The sequence below is a fragment of the Bradyrhizobium lablabi genome, assembly GCF_900141755.1.
GTDB classification, from domain to species: domain Bacteria; phylum Pseudomonadota; class Alphaproteobacteria; order Rhizobiales; family Xanthobacteraceae; genus Bradyrhizobium; species Bradyrhizobium lablabi_A.
Map to the genome: position 1 here is coordinate 530,091 of NZ_LT670844.1, position 17,523 is coordinate 547,613.

General features: G+C 61.5%; 15 protein-coding genes. 2 read left to right on the forward strand and 13 right to left on the reverse strand.

Going from position 1 to position 17,523, the window contains the following annotated elements:
* The first annotated feature begins 106 nt into the window (after positions 1–106).
* Positions 107–1,963 (forward strand): glutaminase A, encoded by a 1,857-nt coding sequence (glsA, locus tag B5526_RS02545; RefSeq protein WP_079536616.1) that lies wholly within the window; start codon positions 107–109, stop codon positions 1,961–1,963.
* A gap of 14 nt (positions 1,964–1,977) precedes the next feature.
* Here the strand turns inward: glsA and B5526_RS02550 are convergent, their stop codons facing one another.
* A complete protein-coding gene (locus B5526_RS02550; protein WP_079536618.1) occupies positions 1,978–3,651 on the reverse strand; it encodes a sensor histidine kinase in 1,674 nt (557 codons plus the stop codon).
* Positions 3,652–3,934: 283 nt separating this feature from the next.
* Here B5526_RS02550 and B5526_RS02555 point away from each other — a divergent pair, with 283 nt between their 5' ends.
* On the forward strand, positions 3,935–5,545 hold the full coding sequence (locus tag B5526_RS02555; protein ID WP_079536619.1) for an ABC transporter substrate-binding protein: 1,611 nt from the start codon (positions 3,935–3,937) through the stop codon (positions 5,543–5,545).
* Positions 5,546–5,680: 135 nt separating this feature from the next.
* Here B5526_RS02555 and B5526_RS02560 read toward each other — a convergent pair whose 3' ends face one another.
* From B5526_RS02560 to B5526_RS02615, 12 genes are all read right to left on the reverse strand, one after another.
* Positions 5,681–6,187 (reverse strand): RICIN domain-containing protein, encoded by a 507-nt coding sequence (locus tag B5526_RS02560; protein ID WP_172841952.1) that lies wholly within the window; start codon positions 6,185–6,187, stop codon positions 5,681–5,683.
* 188 nt (positions 6,188–6,375) lie between these two features.
* Positions 6,376–6,900 (reverse strand): carboxymuconolactone decarboxylase family protein, encoded by a 525-nt coding sequence (locus B5526_RS02565; protein WP_079536622.1) that lies wholly within the window; start codon positions 6,898–6,900, stop codon positions 6,376–6,378.
* A gap of 565 nt (positions 6,901–7,465) precedes the next feature.
* The gene (locus B5526_RS02570; RefSeq protein WP_079536624.1) at positions 7,466–7,819 is read right to left on the reverse strand and encodes a Zn-ribbon domain-containing OB-fold protein; all 354 of its coding nucleotides are present in this window, start codon (positions 7,817–7,819) and stop codon (positions 7,466–7,468) included.
* Positions 7,816–8,952 (reverse strand): thiolase family protein, encoded by a 1,137-nt coding sequence (locus tag B5526_RS02575; protein ID WP_079536626.1) that lies wholly within the window; start codon positions 8,950–8,952, stop codon positions 7,816–7,818. Before B5526_RS02575 ends, B5526_RS02570 begins: the two co-directional genes overlap by 4 nt.
* Positions 8,953–9,096: 144 nt before the next feature.
* On the reverse strand, positions 9,097–10,263 hold the full coding sequence (locus B5526_RS02580) for an acyl-CoA dehydrogenase family protein (protein WP_079536627.1): 1,167 nt from the start codon (positions 10,261–10,263) through the stop codon (positions 9,097–9,099).
* 14 nt (positions 10,264–10,277) lie between these two features.
* Complete coding sequence (locus B5526_RS02585) at positions 10,278–11,480, reverse strand: CaiB/BaiF CoA transferase family protein (RefSeq protein WP_079536629.1); 1,203 nt, start codon at positions 11,478–11,480, stop codon at positions 10,278–10,280.
* A gap of 285 nt (positions 11,481–11,765) precedes the next feature.
* Positions 11,766–12,935, reverse strand: a complete 1,170-nt coding sequence (locus B5526_RS02590; RefSeq protein WP_079536630.1) for an acetyl-CoA acetyltransferase — start codon at positions 12,933–12,935, stop codon at positions 11,766–11,768.
* Positions 12,936–12,993: 58 nt separating this feature from the next.
* Positions 12,994–13,641, reverse strand: coding sequence for a bifunctional 4-hydroxy-2-oxoglutarate aldolase/2-dehydro-3-deoxy-phosphogluconate aldolase (eda, locus tag B5526_RS02595; protein WP_079536631.1), 648 nt, complete (start codon positions 13,639–13,641; stop codon positions 12,994–12,996).
* Complete coding sequence (locus tag B5526_RS02600; protein ID WP_079536632.1) at positions 13,638–14,582, reverse strand: sugar kinase; 945 nt, start codon at positions 14,580–14,582, stop codon at positions 13,638–13,640. The genes eda and B5526_RS02600 overlap by 4 nt, the downstream gene beginning before the upstream one ends.
* A gap of 17 nt (positions 14,583–14,599) precedes the next feature.
* Complete coding sequence (gene denD / locus B5526_RS02605; RefSeq protein ID WP_079536634.1) at positions 14,600–15,586, reverse strand: D-erythronate dehydrogenase; 987 nt, start codon at positions 15,584–15,586, stop codon at positions 14,600–14,602.
* Positions 15,587–15,629: 43 nt separating this feature from the next.
* Positions 15,630–16,568: a carbohydrate ABC transporter permease gene (locus tag B5526_RS02610; protein ID WP_079536636.1), complete on the reverse strand. Its 939-nt coding sequence runs from the start codon at positions 16,566–16,568 to the stop codon at positions 15,630–15,632.
* Entirely contained in the window at positions 16,561–17,520 is a 960-nt protein-coding gene (locus B5526_RS02615) for a carbohydrate ABC transporter permease (RefSeq protein WP_079536638.1), read from the reverse strand. The genes B5526_RS02610 and B5526_RS02615 overlap by 8 nt, the downstream gene beginning before the upstream one ends.
* Between the last annotated feature and the right edge of the window lie 3 nt (positions 17,521–17,523).

The following is a 17,523-nucleotide window of genomic DNA, read 5'->3' on the forward strand; positions in this document are numbered from 1 at the left end:
AGTATCTCCTCTGCCCCCATATTAGGCGATAGCGCCGGTTTCGGCGCTGGCCGATGCGGCGTAAAACCAGCCTCGCGGTGACCTCACCGCGTCGCGGGGACCCGACATGAACAGCTCGCACCCGGCCCCTCGCCGGCATGCCAACGACTGGGCCGCCCTGAAGTCGCCGCTGCGACGGTTCCTCGACGCCTGCCATGCCGATTTCTCCGTGGAGACCGGCGGCGCGGTCGCCAATTACATCCCCGAACTCGGCAAGGCCGACCCAAATCATTTCGGCATCAGCCTCGCCACCATCGACGGCTATGTCTACGAGGTCGGCGACAGCCGCGAGCCGTTCACGATCCAGTCGATGTCAAAACCCTTCGTGTTTGCGCTGGCGCTGGATACGCTCGGCGCGGACCATGTCGAAAGCGCGATCGGCGTCGAACCGTCAGGCGATCCCTTCAATTCGATCCGGCTCGATGCCAACAACCATCCGTTCAATCCGATGGTCAATGCCGGGGCGATCGCGTGTTCCGCGCTTATTCGCGAGGCCGAAGGCGACGGCGCTTTCGAATATATCCGTCAGGCGCTCGGCCGCTTCGCCGGGCGCGAGCTCGGCGTCGACGAGGCGGTGTTTGCGTCGGAAAGCGCAACCGGCGATCGCAACCGCGCCATCGCCTATATGCTGCGCAACTCCGGCGTCATCAAGGATGACGTCAGCAAGGTGCTGGAGGTCTATTTCCGGCAATGTTCGGTGCTGGTGACGGCGCGCGACAGCGCGGTGATGGCGGCAACGCTCGCCAATCACGGCATCAACCCCGTGACCGGCGAACAGGTGGTGACCCCTTACGCGGTTTCACGGACGCTGTCGGTGATGACCTCATCCGGCATGTATGATTATGCCGGCGAATGGATCTATCGCGTCGGTATTCCCGCCAAAAGCGGCGTCGGCGGCGGCATTCTGGCGGCATTGCCGGCGCGGCTCGGGCTCGGCAGCTATTCGCCGCGGCTCGACAGCCACGGCAATAGCGTGCGCGGCATCAAGGTCTGCGAGGCGCTGTCGGCGCATTACGACCTGCATATGCTCAACCGCAGCGAGGATGCGCACAACATCATCGCCGACTACGACATCGGCAAGAGCGCGTCGCGGCGCAGCCGCCGGCCGCACGAGCAGAAGATTCTCGCAAGCCACCACCGGGACGTCCGCATCATCGAACTGGTGGGGACGCTGACATTTTCCAATGTCGATTACGTCTCCCGTCAGCTTGCGGAGAAACCGCGCCCGCATTTCATCATCTTCGACCTGCGCCGGGTGGCATCGGTCACGCGCGCCGGCGCCCGGCTATTGGCCGAGGGTTTCCGCGAACTGGCGCACTTCAATGTCACTGCGATCCTGTCCGGCACCAAGCGCTCCTCGCCGGAATGGAAAATCGTCGCCGAATGGACCGACACGCTTTCGAATGTGCGCAACTTCCCTCTGCTCGACGACGCCATCGAATGGGCGGAAGACCAGATCGTCTATCGCCACGGCGGCGCGATTGAGGCGGTTGAGATGACCGAGCTTTCCGAACAGCCGCTGCTGGCGGGACTGGGCGCGGAGGAACTTGCACAGCTCGCCTCGCTGGGCACGATCCGAACCTACCACGCAGGCGAGAAGATCATCGCGACAACGGAGCCCGCAACGTCGCTGTATTTCCTAAGGAGCGGCGTCGTCCATGTCACGCTGCCCGGCGGTATCCGGCTCGCGACGATTGCGGCCGGCATGCCCTTCGGCGAAATGGCGCTATTGGAGGGGCACCGTTCGGCCGACGTCGTGGCCGACCAATCCGTCACCGCGCTCGAAGTGCTGCTCGCCGATTTCGAGCGTTTCCGCGAACAGCATCCGCGCGCCGGCGAACGGATCATGCGCAATCTGGCGCAGATGCTCGCCGACCGCCTGATCGCGGCCAACAGCAAGGTGAATTTGCTGACGGCGACGTAGGAAAAAAAGCGCACTCACGATCCGTCGGCGATGCCTGTGCTTTCAGAGGCGCGAACGAGGTGGAAGTTGTCGGGCTGCTCTCGCCGTGAAGCAGTCGAAACCTCGGCGAGCAGCAAAAACTGAAAGACGGTGCCCTCGGGCTTGTTCGGGACAACCCACAGCCGCCCACCATGGGCCTCAATGATCGAACGGCAGATCGACAGGCCCATCCCCATGCCGCCCGATTTCGTCGTGAACAGCGGATTGAATAAGCGCTCGAGGTCTTGCGAGCCGATTCCGGTTCCGGTGTCCGCCACCGATACCATGACGCCGCCGCCGTCGTGGGCCTCGGACCTCACGCACAGGACCCGCGCCCCATCCTTGGTCGCCATCGAATCGATCGCGTTGGCGATCAAGTTCAGGAGCACTTGCTGCAGCTGGATTCGATCTCCTCTTACTTGGGGTAGCTCGGCATTCGGCTCGGTTTGTACCGCTATCCGGTGCCTTTGCAGATCGCCGCGCGTCAAGGCGAGGGCTTCTCCGATAAGTTCGTTGATGTCGAGCGAAGTTCTGTTGCGGGCGTCCTTCTTGAAGATCGCCCGAATGCTTTCAATCACCGCTGCCGCGCGATGGCCATCTGCGACGATCTGCCTGAATGCCGCCTTCGCCTGATCGAGATCGGGCTTCGAGCGATCAAGCCAATTTAAGCCCGCATCGGCATTCGTTACCATCCCGGCCAAGGGCTGCTTGACCTCGTGCGCGATCGTTGCCGAGACCGCGTCCCCGGTCATCAGCCGCGCCTCGCGCTCTCGGCGTTGGGCAAGGACCGCGCGGAGCAGCTGCGCGTAAAGAATCGTGATCTCGTACAGCAGGACAAACAGCAGGAGACTGCTGGATATGAGCCCGTAGAACCGGCCGGCATACCAGCCGAAGCTGAAGCGGGCCGGAATGGGAAACGCGATCAGACAGATCTCTATCACATATGCGGACATCACCACCATCAGCCACAGGTCGAGCACCGAACGCTGGCGAATCCAGAGCAAGATGACTGCAAGGGCGCTCCACAGGGCCAGACAGCTGGCAATAAACTGCCAGAGGGTGGAGAAGTGGAGCGGATCGAGATTGATGCGCGGCAATAATGCATCGCCCGCTGTAACAATATACGCCACGGCACAGACGATAGCCGCGGTCATGGCAACACTCAAAAGGATGGCCACAGCTGCGGAGCCCCGCCACAACCGCCTGGCCGGATCGTTATCCTTCGACAGGGCATAGGCGATCACGAACATGGCAAAACCGGCGTGCCACAGGGTGTAGAGCCAGCTGGTGCTCTGCAGCCCGGCACCAAGCAGGCCATTCGGCGAGAAGACATCCGGAAAGGTCAGCATCCACGGGATGACGATGAGTGCGGTGTAGAGATATCCACTCGCGATCGCGAGCAGGGCACGCGAACGCAACATGGAGAACTGGGCAAACAGCAGGACGGCGGTGATCGAATCGGTCAGGAACATCGCGGTGGCATAAATCGGGACGAAGTGGTCGATCCGCCCCAGCTGGATGGTCGAGAGCGGCCCCTCCGTGATGGCAAAGGCGAACAGCAAGGCGAGCACGACGGCAACGGCGAGCCGTCTCTGCGCGCGGCTCGGCGGCAAGCTCGAGAGGATAAAATGCTGTTCCACTGGGACGATGGCGGCGTCCGTATTCAGCATCGGAGCGACTCTTCGCGGCGGCTGGAACGTGTGCACGAAGCTTATACGGCTTCGCCGGTTTCGTCACTGCTGCTTCGGCTGGCCGCCCTTAACGGCCCAGAAATTGCAGGAGATGTACAACAGGTGAGATTGCAGGAGCTTTGGTGGTGCAGAGAGGTACCATAAATCTCACACCGACATTTTCTGCATGTGGCCGCGGGCCCTGCGCCTGGCCCCTATCTGGTACGCTCGCATTGCCTAACCAACTATCGGTCCTTGACCGGTTTCACTCAGGAGAGATCGAATGTTCCAGATCGCGCGTTGGAAATGTCCGGTGATCGCCTCGAAGATCATCCTTCCGGCTCTTACGCTCGCCGCCGCGATGGCGGCCTCTGCGCCGGCCGACGCCAAGACCATCACCGCGGTGATGCATTCCGACCTGCGCGTCATCGATCCCGGTTTCACCACCGCCTACATCACGCGCGATCACGGCTACATGGTCTATGACACGCTGCTCGCGACCGACGCCAACTTCAAGATCCAGCCGCAGATGGCGGATTGGAAAGTCTCCGACGACAAGCTCACCTACACCTTCACATTGCGCGACGGCTTGAAATGGCATGACGGCGCGCCGGTGACGGCGGAAGATTGCGTGGCCTCGCTGAAGCGCTGGGGCAAGAACGACGGCATGGGCCAGAAGCTGATGGATTTCACCGCCAGCATCGAGGCTCCCGACGCCAAGACCATCGTGCTCAAACTGAAGGAGCCTTACGGCCTGGTCTTGGAAACGATCGGCAAGCCCTCGTCGCTGGTGCCGTTCATGATGCCGAAGCGGCTTGCGGAAACGCCGCCCGGCCAGCAGATCAAGGAGCAGATCGGCTCCGGTCCGTTCAAATTCGTGGCCGCCGAATTCCAGCCCGGCGTGAAGGCGGTCTATGAGAAGAACAAGGACTACGTGCCTCGCAAGGAGCCGGCGAGTTGGACCGCCGGTGGCAAGATAGTGAAGGTCGATCGCGTCGAATGGATCACCATGGCGGACGCCCAGACCGCGGTGAACGCGCTGCAATCCGGCGACATCGATTTCATGGAAAATCCGTCATGGGATATTTTGCCGGTGCTGGCCGCCAACCCGGATCTCAGGGTTGAAGACCTGAACAAGTTCGGCTTCCAGACGGTCGGACGGATGAACTTCCTTTATCCGCCCTTCGATAACTTAAAGGTGCGCCGCGCCGCCTTGATGGCGCTGAACCAGAAGGACGTGCTGGACGGGTTGGTTGGCAACCCCAAATATTATCGCATCTGCGGCGCCATCTTTATCTGCGACACGCCGCTTGCGACCGATGTCGGCTCCGAGACGCTGGTGAAGGGCAACGGCATGGCGGAAGCGAAGAAGCTGCTCGCCGCATCCGGCTATGACGGCACGCCCATTGTCATCATGGCGCCCGGCGATGTGGTTACATTGAAGGCGCAGCCGATCGTCGCGGCGCAATTGTTGCGCGAAGCGGGTTTCAAGGTCGATGTGCAGGCGACCGACTGGCAGACCGTGGTCACCCGCCGCGCCAGCCAGAAGCCGCCGAGCGAGGGCGGCTGGAACATGTTCTTCACCAACTTCACCAGCGCCGACGTCGCGAACCCGGTCGCCCACTTTCCGATCACCGCCAAAGGCAAGAATGGCAGCTGGTTCGGCTGGCCCGATGACCCCAAGGAGGAAGCGTTGCGCGACGCCTTCGTGCGCGCGTCATCGCCCGACGAGCAGAAGAAGATCGCGGCCGACATCCAGCAGGAAGTCTACGACCAGGTGATCTACATCCCGCTCGGACAATATCTCGCACCGAGCGCGTGGCGGAAATCGCTGTCCGGCGTGCTCGACGGCCCGGCGACGCCGGTGTTCTGGAACATCGATAAGTCGGAGTGAAGGGTCCAACTTTGAAAAAGGTGAGCATCACGAGGAGCAGGTTCTCTGAGTAACTGCCTGCGGCCAGGCGCGCGAACACATATGCAGGCCAATCGCGCGCTCGTTGTCTGGCTTGATCGCGATGCTCTCCCTAATTCAGTCGATTATTTGCGACGGCCCCGTAATCTCCCACTTAACATTGGGCTGATTGACGCAATCCCATTGACTAATATTGGCGCCGTTACCCTGTGAGATTCCATCAACCTGCATACATTTGTCCGAAGCCTTGTTTATGATGTAATATGACGTGTCGCCTGCAGGTTCCTGTTTCCACAGGACGTTATTCTGATTGACACAATCCCACTGCGTAATGTCAGCGCCGTTATTCTGTGAAGCTCCGTTCACTTGGGCGCATTTGCCGCTGTGCTTCGCTTGAAGCTTGAAATAGCCGTTTCCGGCATTTATTTTGCGCCATAAAACATTAGGCTGATCTACACACTGCCACTGAGTAATTTTGGCGCCATTGTCCTGAGAGAGGCCATTGACCTGAGCGCACTTGCCGCTATGCACGGCTTTGAGCTCAAAATATTCGGCCGCCATCACTTGGGAAGAGCTAGATACCAATGCAATAAATGCGGTGTTTAGCAGAATATTTCTCTTCATGATTTTGCTCCACGGTTGAGGCTTGAATGCCTGACAGAGCGCTACCATCGCTGGGCGATGTGGGCGCACTATGCGCGGAACAGGCACACCGTGAGTATGAGCTGGTTCACACCTTAAAATAGAGTTCGCCATCTTCGACCCGAAGACGAGCGCCTATAAGTCCGTGTCGTGGAAGCACGACCAGCGATTCACACCACTTCCGACACCGGCTGCATGTCGATCTCAAACGTTTCCAAAAACTTCGACGTCATGATGTAGAAGCCGACCGAGAGCTGCAATTCGACCAGCGCCGCCGGCGTCAGTTTTGTCGCGATTGCCTTGAACGTCGCGTCCGTCGGGCGGCGCATGGCGACGATTTCATCGGTGAAGGCGAGCGCTGCGCGCTGCGTCTCGTTAAAACAGGTCGCGGATTTCCAATCCTCGAGCGCGGCATTCTGCTCGTCGGTAACGCCGACATTCCTGCCGATGCGCTTGTGGGCGACGATCTCATAGGGCGCCTCGCACAGGATGCCCGTGCGCGTGATGGCGAGTTCCCGCACCACGGGATCGAGTTCCCCCTTGTTGCGGATGGCGCCGCCGAGCCGGCAATATTGCTCGAAATAGCTTGGCGAATGCGCCATCATCCGGAAAATATTGGCGTTGCGGTTCTTCCCCAGGATCTCGCGCGTCCGCTCATTCGATTTCGAAGTATCGCAATAGTCGATGCGGGCCATATTTCACCTTGGGGTTTTGCGACGTTGGTCGCGATTTTTTTTCGAAAGCAGCTTCCATCCGGAACACTATCCGGCTCAACATCTGGGATCAACAGCTTGCGCCACCTCGCAAATTCAGTGACGCCGTCGACCGCGAAGAAGACGTCGGCCGACCAAGGGTTCGCCAACTCGTCACGGCTGAGTCAAAATGCCGCCGCATTACTGTTCGACCTTGGCACGGTCGATATTCGCTGAGTGGGGACTCGTCAAAGCGAATACTCGTCGTGGGGTGTCCCGAGTAAAAAATCGTCGAGTCACAGGCCTTTGCGGGCAATGATGACTCGCGCCCGAGTCTAGGGAGAACTGCATGAAGGAAGCCACCAAGAGGGCGGCCTCGGAGGCGCTTGCGCAAACGCTGGCGGTGACGGCAATGCTCGTCATCGCCAGCGTTGTTTTTTATTGGCGGTGAAAACCGTCATTGCGAGGAGCGCACGCGACGAAGCAATCCAGCCACCGGTACCGCGTCACATCTGGATTGCTTCGCTTCGCTGCGCTCGCAATGACGGCAGAGCGGTCGCGAGACGGCTCATGATTTTGCCTTTTCAAAATACGGAACGAGGTGGCCGGCAAACTGCGCAAAGCGCGCGGTGACCTCATCGCCGATGGCCAGATCATTGTCGCCATGGGCCATCATGCGAAAGCCCTCGCGCGTATCTATGAGAACGATGTTGTAGGGAATGTGCGCGCGGGTTTGCGGCGTTGCGGCGCGGCAGACCAGCGACGCGGCGTAAACCGTGCCCTCGCCGCTGGCGCGCTTTTCGACCGGGTCCGGCGCGCCGCAACCGACGCAGAAGGTTCGGCGGAAATATTGGATAGCGCCGCACGCCGCGCAGGATTGATAGACGATCGCTTCCGTGCCCGTGGTCCAGTCGCCGCTCATCGCACCCGCTCCAGGAACATGCTGACGTGCGATGACAGTACGCCGCCGTCGCCATGCAACAGCGCGATCGAGGCGTCGCGCACCTGGCGCTTTCCCGCGCGTCCCGTCATCTGCAGATGGGTTTCGACCAGATGCGCCATCGCACCGCCGACGCCGCAATGGCCGTAACTCAAGAGCCCACCATGGGTGTTGAGCGGCATTTCGCCATCGCGGCCAAAATATCCGGCGCGCACGCGCGCAGCCGCCTCCCCGCGCCTGGCGAGTCCAAGATCTTCCAGCAGCATCGCCAGCGTAATGGTAAAACTGTCGTAGACCGCGGCGTAACGCACGTCCGAGATTGCGACGCCGGCAGCTTGCTTTGCGCGCGCGATCGCAATCTCGGCGCCGAGTTCGCTCAAAGCGGGCGCCGCTGTGACGTGTTGATGGGTATGCGCCTGCGCGCAGCCACGCACGCGCACGGCGGTCTCGGAGGTCGGTTCGCGGCTGACGACAAACGCCGCGCCGCCGTCCGACACCGGGCAGCAATCCAAAAGCTTTAGCGGCAGCGCGACCGGCTTTGAGGCCATCACATCGGCGACGGTAATTGGATCGTGAAACTGCGCGCCGGGATGGGTCAGCGCGTGGGCGCGCATCAGCACCGCGAATTCGGCGAGGTCCTCCTGGGTAACGCCGTATTCGTGCATGTAGCGCGAGGCGACGAGCCCGTAATAAGCGGGGATGGTCGGCCCCAGCGGCACCTCGTAGTCGGGATGTCCGACCTGCGCCAGCGCCAGGATCGAGGCGTCGCGGCTCTGGCCGGTCAACCGGTTCTCGCCTCCGACCACCAGCACATGCCTCGCGACGCCGGCCTCGACCAGATGATGCGCCAGCATCGTCATCGCGAGCCCAGTGGCGCCGCCGACCTGGACGGCATGCGCGTAAGACGGGCGGATGCCAAAATGCTCGGCGAACACGGTCGCGAGCATGATGTGCGGCGAGACGGTGGAATAGCCGCAGAGGATGCCATCGATCTCGGCGCGTTTCAGCCCGGCATCGGCTATCGCTAGCTCGGCTGCCTTGCTCATGAGGTCGAGCGAGGAAGAGCCTTCGTGCCGGCCGTAAGCGGTCAGTCCGACGCCGGTGATGAAGCTCATGGTCGGGCCACTTCGTGTGACCTCGTCATTCCGGGATGGTCCGAAGGACCAGACCTCAGATGCGCAATGCGCATCGGGGAATCTCGAGATTCCGGGTTCGCGCTTCGCGCGCCCCGGAATGACGGATTAACAATCCTGCTCATCTCAATACGACTTCGGCAGGCCCAGCACCTTCTCGGCGATAAAGCTGAGAATGAGCTGCGGGCTGATCGGCGCGATGCGCGGGATCAGGGATTCGCGCAAATAGCGCTCGACGTGAAATTCCTTGGCGTAACCAAAACCGCCATGGGTCATGACCGCCTGCTCGCAGGCGTGATAGCCGGCTTCGGCGGCGAGATATTTTGCAGCGTTGGCCGCGGGCCCGCAGGGCAGGCCCTGATCGTATTGCCAGCCGGCCGAGAGCGTCATCAGCCAGGCCGCCTCGAGCTCCATCCAGTTCTTTGCCAGCGGATGCTGGATCGCCTGGTTCTTGCCGATCGGACGGTTGAACACGTTGCGCTCTTTGGCATAAGCGGCAGCGCGCGAAAGCGCGACATTGCCGAGCCCGACCGCTTCGGCCGCGATCAGGATGCGCTCCGGATTCATGCCGTGCAGGATATACTCAAAACCGCGTCCCTCCTCGCCGAGCCGATCTTCGACCGGAATCTCAAAATTCTCGATGAAGAGCTCATTGGAATCGACCGCCTTGCGGCCCATCTTCTCGATTTCATGAACGGTGATGCGGCTGCGGTCGAAATCCGTATAAAACAGGCTGAGCCCGTGGGTGGGATTTTTGACTTCCTCCAACGGCGTAGTGCGCGCAAGGAGTAAGATTTTTTCGGCGACCTGCGCGGTGGAGATCCAGACCTTTTGGCCGTTGACGACGTATTTGTTGCCGGATCGTACCGCGCGGGTCTTTAGTTGCGTGGTGTTGAGGCCGGTATTGGGCTCGGTGACGGCAAAGCACGACCGCTGCGTTCCCTCGACAATCGGCGGCAACATGCGTCTGCACTGCTCCTCGGTGCCGAACACGACGACGGGATTGAGCCCAAACACATTCATATGCACGGCGGAAGCCCCGGACATGCCCGCGCCGGACTCCGAGATGGTCCGCATCATGATCGCGGCATCGAGAATGCCCAGACCCGACCCGCCATATTGTTCCGGGATGCAGATGCCGAGCCAGCCGGCATCGGCTAGCGCCTTATGGAAGTCGGCGGGATAACCGCCCTCCTTGTCCTTCTTCAGCCAATAGGCGTCGTCAAATCGCGCGCAGATTTTTGCAACGGCATCGCGGATCGATTCCTGGTTGGCTGACAGTGCAAAGTCCATCGCTCTCAATCCCCTCAGGCGCCGATAGCGGCTTTGGTGACGCCGTCGCGCACCAGCGCCGCGATCTCGTCGGCGGAGAATCCCGCCTCGCGTAAAATCTCCGCGCCGTGCTCATTCAGCCGCGGCGCCAGCCGCGTCGGTTCCACAGGCGTCTCCGACCAGGTCGTCGACACTTTCATGTTACGGATTTTTCCCTCGGTCGGATGCTCGACCACCGGGAAGAAACCGGTTGCGACCATATGCGGGTCCTGCAGGATGCTCTCGAGATCATGCATGGGCATCACGGGGACGTCGGCTTTTTCGAGCAGCTCGCTCCACTCGGCGGTGGTGCGCGTCTCGAAGATGCGGGCGAGCTCAGCATACACCGTATCGATATTGGTAGAGCGTCCGGCAAAAGTTGCAAATTTGGGATCGTTGCGCAAATCGTCACGGCCGGTGGCCTCGAAGAAATTTGCCCATTGCTTGTCGTTATAGACGATCACGCAGATATAGCCGTCGGAGGTCTTGTAGGGCCGCCGGTCGCGTGACAGATGCCGCGCGTAACCGCCTTTGTCGAGTGGCGGATCATAGGTAAGACCGCCCATGTGATCGCCCATCACAAACCCCGCCATGGTCTCGAACATCGGGATATCCACGCGCTGCCCGCGCCCGGTGCGGTCGCGGTGCACGAGGCTGGCGCAGATCGCGCCGACCGCCGTCAGTCCGACGATGCGATCGACCAGCGCGTTCGGGACATAGCGCGGCACGCCGTCGCTGGTCTGCGCCATCAAGGCCGGCAGCGCGGTCGCGCCCTGGATCAGATCGTCATAAGCGGGTTTTGCGGCGTAAGGTCCCTCCTGGCCAAAACCGAACACGCCGGCATAGATCAGGCGCGGATTGACCTTCGACACCAATTCATAACCGAGCTGCAGCCGCGCCATCGCCTGCGGACGGACGTTGTAGACCAGCACATCGGCGGAGGCGATCAGCCGCAGCACCGCATCGCGCCCGGCCGGTTTTTTCAGATCGAGCGCGATGCTGCGCTTGCTGCGGTTGGTATTGAGGAACACCGGCCCCATGCCAGAATGACGGGTGGGGCCGATCAGCCGCGTGACATCGCCATCGAGCGTTTCGATCTTGATGATGTCGGCGCCATAGTCGCCGAGCATCTGGGTGGCATAGGGCCCCATCAGCACGGTCGTCATGTCGATGATCTTGACGCCCTCTAACGGTCCCATGGTTTTGTTCGCTCCCGATGACGCGCGTGGCGCTATTGTCTCGGGCCAACTAACGGCAGGGCGCCGGCAAGATCAAGGGCGTCAGGCGTATGGACGTATGCGCCGGTGCCTCACATTCAGTGTCGTCCCGGCCTTGAGCCGGGACCCAACCTCATCATCAGCTGTCATCGTCCGCGAAGGCGGACGATCCAGTATCCCAGAGACGGTCCGATAATGGCGAGGTCTCTGGAATACTGGATGCCCCGCCTTTGCGGGGCATGACGTGTTGATGGAGCGCGGCGCCCCTTACTTCACCGGCTCCAGCAGCGAGACGTAGTTGGCAACCGCCGCACCGCCCATGTTGAAGATACCGGCGAGTTTTGGGTCTCTGATCTGCATGCCCTCGGGCGCCTGACCCAACAGCTGCATCGCGGTCATCACATGCATGGAGACGCCGGTAGCGCCGATCGGATGGCCCTTTGCCTTCAATCCGCCCGACGGATTGACCGGCAGCTTGCCATCCTTCTGGGTCCAGCCTTCTTTGATGGCGCGGGCGCCCTGCCCGCGCGGCGTCAAGCCCATCGCCTCATATTCGATCAGTTCGGCCACGGTGAAACAGTCATGGGTTTCGACAAAGGATAAATCAGAGAGTTTTATGCCGGCCGATTGCAGTGCGCGCTGCCAAGCCACGGTGCAGCCTTCAAACTGCAAGATGTCGCGCTTCGACATCGGCAGGAAATCCTGGGCGTGGGCGGTGGCGCGGATGTTGACGGCCTTGCCCATCGACTTTGCGGTTTCAGAATCGGTCAGCACCAATGCCGCCGCGCCGTCCGAGACCAGCGAGCAATCGGTCCGCTTCAGCGGTCCCGCCACGTACGGGTTCTTCTCGCTTTCGGAACGACAAAATTCAAAACCAAAATCCTTGCGCATCTGCGCATAGGGGTTGGCGACGCCGTTCTTGTGGTTCTTGGCAGCGATCATCGCCAGCGCGTCGGACTGGTCGCCGTATTTCTGGAAATAGGCCTGCGCGATCTTGCCGAATACCCCGGCAAAGCCGCCGGGCGTATCGCCGTCTTCGGGCAGATAGGACGCGCGCAACAGGTTCCGGCCGATCTCGGCCGAAGGCGTCCGCGTCATCTGCTCGACGCCGACCACCAGCACGATCTTCGCGGCGCCCGCGGCGATGGCCCGGATGCCCTGATGCACGGCCGCGGTTCCGGTAGCGCAGGCATTTTCTACCCGCGTCGCCGGCTTGAAGCGGAGTTGCGGATCGGCCTGCAGCACCAGCGAGGCGGTAAAATCCTGCGGCGAGAAGCCGGCGTTGAAATGCCCGAGCACGATCTCGTCGACATCAGAAGCGGAAACGCCGGCATCGGCGAGCGCTTCGTTCGCGACGCGGACCACGAGGCTCTCCACCGTCTCGGTGTCGAGCTTGCCGAACGGCGTGTGCGCCCATCCGACGATGCTGGCTGTCATGGTCGTTCTCCCTGTCTGGTTCGCTTCGGTTTGTAACCTATCGGACGGGATTCTTCACTCAAGGATTGAGCGATTTCATCGTCCGATCGCATATGCCAGTTATGCCTTCCCAGTTGCCGGACCTGACATCCGCCGGCGGGCACAGCCACGAACCGCCCACCGCGACCACGTTTCTCTCGCTCAGCCACGTCCCCGCATTGGCCTCGGAAATACCGCCGGTCGGACAAAACCGTGCATCCGGAAACGGGCCCGCCAACGCGCGAAGCGCCTTGATGCCGCCCGCCTGCTCCGCCGGGAAGAATTTGACCAGACCAAAGCCATGGGCAAGCGCCTGCATCAATTCGGATGCGGTCGCTATCCCCGGCGCGTACGGCAACGTGCTTGCGGCGGCAGCTTTCAGCAAATCGGGCGTAGCACCAGGGCTGATGCCGAATTGGACGCCAAGCGCTTCCGCGCGATCCAGATCGGCTGCGTTCAGGATGGTGCCGATACCGACGATGGCATCCGGCACCTCGGCCATGATCGCCCTGGCAGCCTCGATCGCCACGGGAGTGCGCAGCGTGACTTCCAGCACGCGCACGCCGCCCGCAACCAGAGCCTTGGCGAGCGGTACCGCGTCGTGAAGCCGTTCAATGGTGAGAACGGGGATCACACGGGCCGAGGCGAACAGCGCGGCGAGTTTTTCCTGTTTCGATGTCGCGGTCATGGAGAAGCCTTGCGAGAGGTTGCCGGTACCGGCGCAGGTTTGGCCGGCATCGCCGAGCGCGGGATGATCGCGCCGGGATAGCACACCACGACGCCGGCAAGACGATGCCCGGCCCGCGCGGCTTCAACTGGCTCCGTGCCCGCCAACCGTGCGGCGATGTAGGCAGCCGAAAAACTGTCGCCGGCCGCCGTGGTATCGACGACTGGCCGTGTCACTGGCTCGGCCCTTACCTGCCGTGAAACGCCTTCTAACCGCACAATGCTCGCAGGCTGGAGAAGTTTTAGTACGGCTTCGCTGCAGTGGATGCGCGCCATTAGCTGCTCGTCGCTTTCGTAAGGGTAGAGCGGCAGCAAATCCTCCGTCGAAGCCAGCACAATATCGGATGCTGCAAACGCTTCGTCAAAGACGGTGCGCGCGACGTCGGGATCGGGCCAGCCACGGGCGCGGAAGTTGGTGTCGAAGGCAATGCGGGCGCCGCCCTTTCGCGCGCGCTGGAGCGCGCCAATCAATTTCGCCCGCCCCTGCGCGCTGTAAATCGACAGCGTAATCGCCGAGAGATAGACGACGTCATAGGTCGCAAGCGACTCCAGGATGTCGTCGGTCGCGGGCAAATCCATCAAGCTGCGCGCGGCCGCGCTCTCCCGCCAGTGAAAGAAGCGGCGGTCGCCGAATTGGTCGGTCTGAATCATGTAGATGCCGGGCAATTTGCCATTCAGCCGCGCAACCCGTCCGGTTCCGACACCCTCGGCGGCCCAGCCCGCGATCATCTCGTCGCTGAGGGAATCGTCACCGAGCGCGGTGATGTAGTCGACATCGACGCCAAGGCGGGCAAGGTAGACCGCGGTGTTCAGCGTGTCGCCGCCAAACCCGCGCGAAAACAAGCCGCCTTCGGCCTGCTTCAACTCGATCATGCACTCGCCGATGCAGGCCACTTTGGTCATGACCGCATCCTTAAACGTCAGGCGACGAACTTGCCACCCAGTTCATCCTCGATGTGAATCCGGATGATGTCGTCAAAGGTCTTTTCGGCGGTGGTGAAGCCGAGGCTGCGCGCCCGTTTGGGGTCGAAATCGCGCGGCCAGCCGGCGACAATGCCCACGATGAACGGGTCCGGCTCGCGCTTGATCCGCGCCGCCACCTTTTCCCCCGCCACGCGCTTGAGCGCTGCGATCTGCTCGCCGACGGTCGCGGAAAGGCCGGGCATAGTGAGGTTGCGGCGCGGTCCGACGGTCGCGCTATCGAGGGTCGCGGCATGAAGCAAAAAACCGACCGCCGAGCGCGGCGTGGCGTGCCAGTGGCGGGCATCCTCGGAGACCGGCAGCACCGCTTCCTTGCCGGCGAGCGGTTCGCGCAGGATGTTGGAGAAGAATCCCGACGCCGCCTTGTTGGGGAGACCGGGACGGATGCAGATGGTCGGCAGACGAATGCCGATACCGTCCATAAAACCGCGGCGCGAATAATCGGCCAGCAAAAGCTCGTCGATCGCCTTTTGCGTCCCGTAGCTCATTAACGGCGTGTGAAAGAACTCATCGCCGATCTTGTCCGGAAACGGCGCGCCGAACACCGCGATCGAGGAGGTGAAAACGACGCGTGGCTTATAGCCATTCCCGGCCAGCCGGATCGCGTCGAGCAACATCCGCGTGCCGTCGAGATTGATGCGATAGCCCTTGTCGAAATCGAGCTCGGCCTCGCCCGAGACGATCGCCGCGAGGTGAAAGATCACGTCGGGCCGGTCCGCGACCAGCTTTTCGGCGACGCCTGCTACAGCGAAATCGCCCGCGATTGTATCGACCGGAAATCCCGCCTTTGCCGGCTGTGTCGGCGCCACCACATCCTGCAGTGTCATGCGGCTGATGTCGCGCTTGCCGAGCCGGCCGTCGCGCAAAAGCCGCTCGACCAATTTGCGGCCGACCATGCCGGCCGCGCCGAGAACCAAAATGTGCAAGACCCAACTCCTTGTTCTTGATCTTAGATGCGGGCCCGCGCGCTCACTCTTTCACGGCTCCGGTCATCGCCGATACATAGTGCTCGACAAAGAACGCGTAAAGTATGACCAGCGGCAGCGAGCCCGCCAGCGCGCCGGCCATCAGCGATCCCCAGCGATAGATATCGCCGTCGACGAACTCGTTGACGATCGCGACCGGCACCGTCTTGTTCTGGGTCGATTGCAGGAAGGTCAAAGCGTAGATGAACTCGTTCCAGCACAGCGTGAAGCAGAAGATGAAGGCCGAGATCAGTCCGGGAACGGCGAGCGGCAGCACGATCTTGATCAGGATCTGCCAGCGGCTGGCGCCGTCGATCAGCGCGCATTCTTCCAGTTCGAACGGGATGGTCTTGAAATAGCCCATCAACAGCCAGGTCGAGAACGGGATCAGGATGGTCGGATAGGTCAGGATCAGCGCCATCGGCGAGTCGAACAGGCCGTACTGGAACACGACGGTCGCAAGCGGAATGAACAGGATCGACGGCGGCACCAGATAGGACAGGAAAATCAGTCCGCCCACCCATTGCGCGCCGCGATAGCGCAGCCGCACGATCGCGTAAGCCGCCAGCACGCTGGCGAAGATCGACAGCACGGTGGCGCAGACCGCGACATACATCGTGTTCCAAAGCCAGTGCGGATAATAGCTTTCGAACAACAGCTTGTGGATGTGCTTGAAGGTCGGATTCCAGGTCCAGAACGGATTGAACTTGTCGAGATCGAGCAGTTGCTCGTCCGGTTTGATCGCGGTCAGGCCCATCCAGTAGAACGGAAACAGCAGGATGAACACGATGATCGACAGCGGCAGATAGAGCGTGACGAGCCGGCGCGGCAGCGACTGCAGATAGCTCATGCCTTCGGAGTTATCGACCCGCGCCACCGTCGGCGCGGTGCCCGACAGTACCGCCTTTAGATTGACCGGCTTTGAGGCGGGGAGATCAGTCATTGTTCTCTCCCTGCTGCCACTTGCGGCGCTGCAGCCCGAACCAGGACACCATGATCGCGGCGAGCAGGAACGGGATCATCGCGCTCGAGATCGCCGCGCCCTCGCCGAGCTGGCCGGCGATGATGGCGCGCTGATAGGACAAGGTCGCCATCAGATGCGTCGCGTTGACCGGGCCGCCGCGGGTCATCGCCCAGATCAGCTGGAAGTCGGTGAACGTGAACAGCACCGAGAACGTCATCACGACAGCGATGATCGGGGTCAGCAGCGGATAGGTGATATAGCGGAACATCTCCCACTTGCTCGCCCCGTCGAGCGTCGCGGCCTCGTAGAGCGAGGGCTGCACCGTCTGCAGGCCCGCGAGCAGCGTGATCGCCACAAAGGGCACGCCGCGCCAGATATTGGCGAAGATGACGCAAATCCGGGCCCAGGTGGTATCGCCGAGAAAGTTGATGTTCTGCGTGATCAGCCCGAGGTGTTTCAACGACCACGAGATGATCGAGAATTGGGAGTCAAAAATCCACCAGAACGCCAGCGCCGACAGCACGGTCGGCACGATGAAGGGGATCAAGACCATCGCCCGCAGCATCGCCTTGAACGGCATGTTCTCGTTCAGCAACAGCGCCAGATAAAGCCCGACCGCGAATTTGATGGCGCTCGCGATCGCCGTGTAGAGCAACGTGTTGAACACCGAGAGCCAAAAGATCGAATCGCCCCACAGCCATTCGTAATTTTCGGTCCCGATGAAGACGCCCGGCCGTCCGATGCGCGCGTCGGTGAACGAAATCCAGATTCCGAGCCCCAGCGGATAGGCCAGGAAGAAGATCAAAAACCCCATCGCCGGCAGCATGAACCAGAAACCGAGCCAGTTCCGGTTGGTTTTCAGCTGATCCCACGCGGTGGCCTCGCGTATCTGCGGCTTGGCCGTGCGGGGTTGCAGTGCGATGTCAGCCATAGC

Coding starts and splice junctions, on each gene's coding strand:
- B5526_RS02575 (WP_079536626.1), bottom strand. CDS start 8,952: ATGAGCTTCATCACCGGCGTCGGACTGACCGCTTACGGCCGGCACGAA.
- B5526_RS02565 (WP_079536622.1), bottom strand. CDS start 6,900: ATGGCCCGCATCGACTATTGCGATACTTCGAAATCGAATGAGCGGACG.
- B5526_RS02560 (WP_172841952.1), bottom strand. CDS start 6,187: ATGAAGAGAAATATTCTGCTAAACACCGCATTTATTGCATTGGTATCT.
- B5526_RS02550 (WP_079536618.1), bottom strand. CDS start 3,651: ATGCTGAATACGGACGCCGCCATCGTCCCAGTGGAACAGCATTTTATC.
- B5526_RS02600 (WP_079536632.1), bottom strand. CDS start 14,582: ATGACCAAAGTGGCCTGCATCGGCGAGTGCATGATCGAGTTGAAGCAG.
- B5526_RS02615 (WP_079536638.1), bottom strand. CDS start 17,520: ATGGCTGACATCGCACTGCAACCCCGCACGGCCAAGCCGCAGATACGC.
- B5526_RS02585 (WP_079536629.1), bottom strand. CDS start 11,480: ATGGGACCGTTAGAGGGCGTCAAGATCATCGACATGACGACCGTGCTG.
- B5526_RS02610 (WP_079536636.1), bottom strand. CDS start 16,568: ATGACTGATCTCCCCGCCTCAAAGCCGGTCAATCTAAAGGCGGTACTG.
- B5526_RS02555 (WP_079536619.1), top strand. CDS start 3,935: ATGTTCCAGATCGCGCGTTGGAAATGTCCGGTGATCGCCTCGAAGATC.
- B5526_RS02580 (WP_079536627.1), bottom strand. CDS start 10,263: ATGGACTTTGCACTGTCAGCCAACCAGGAATCGATCCGCGATGCCGTT.
- B5526_RS02590 (WP_079536630.1), bottom strand. CDS start 12,935: ATGACAGCCAGCATCGTCGGATGGGCGCACACGCCGTTCGGCAAGCTC.
- eda (WP_079536631.1), bottom strand. CDS start 13,641: ATGACCGCGACATCGAAACAGGAAAAACTCGCCGCGCTGTTCGCCTCG.
- B5526_RS02570 (WP_079536624.1), bottom strand. CDS start 7,819: ATGAGCGGCGACTGGACCACGGGCACGGAAGCGATCGTCTATCAATCC.
- glsA (WP_079536616.1), top strand. CDS start 107: ATGAACAGCTCGCACCCGGCCCCTCGCCGGCATGCCAACGACTGGGCC.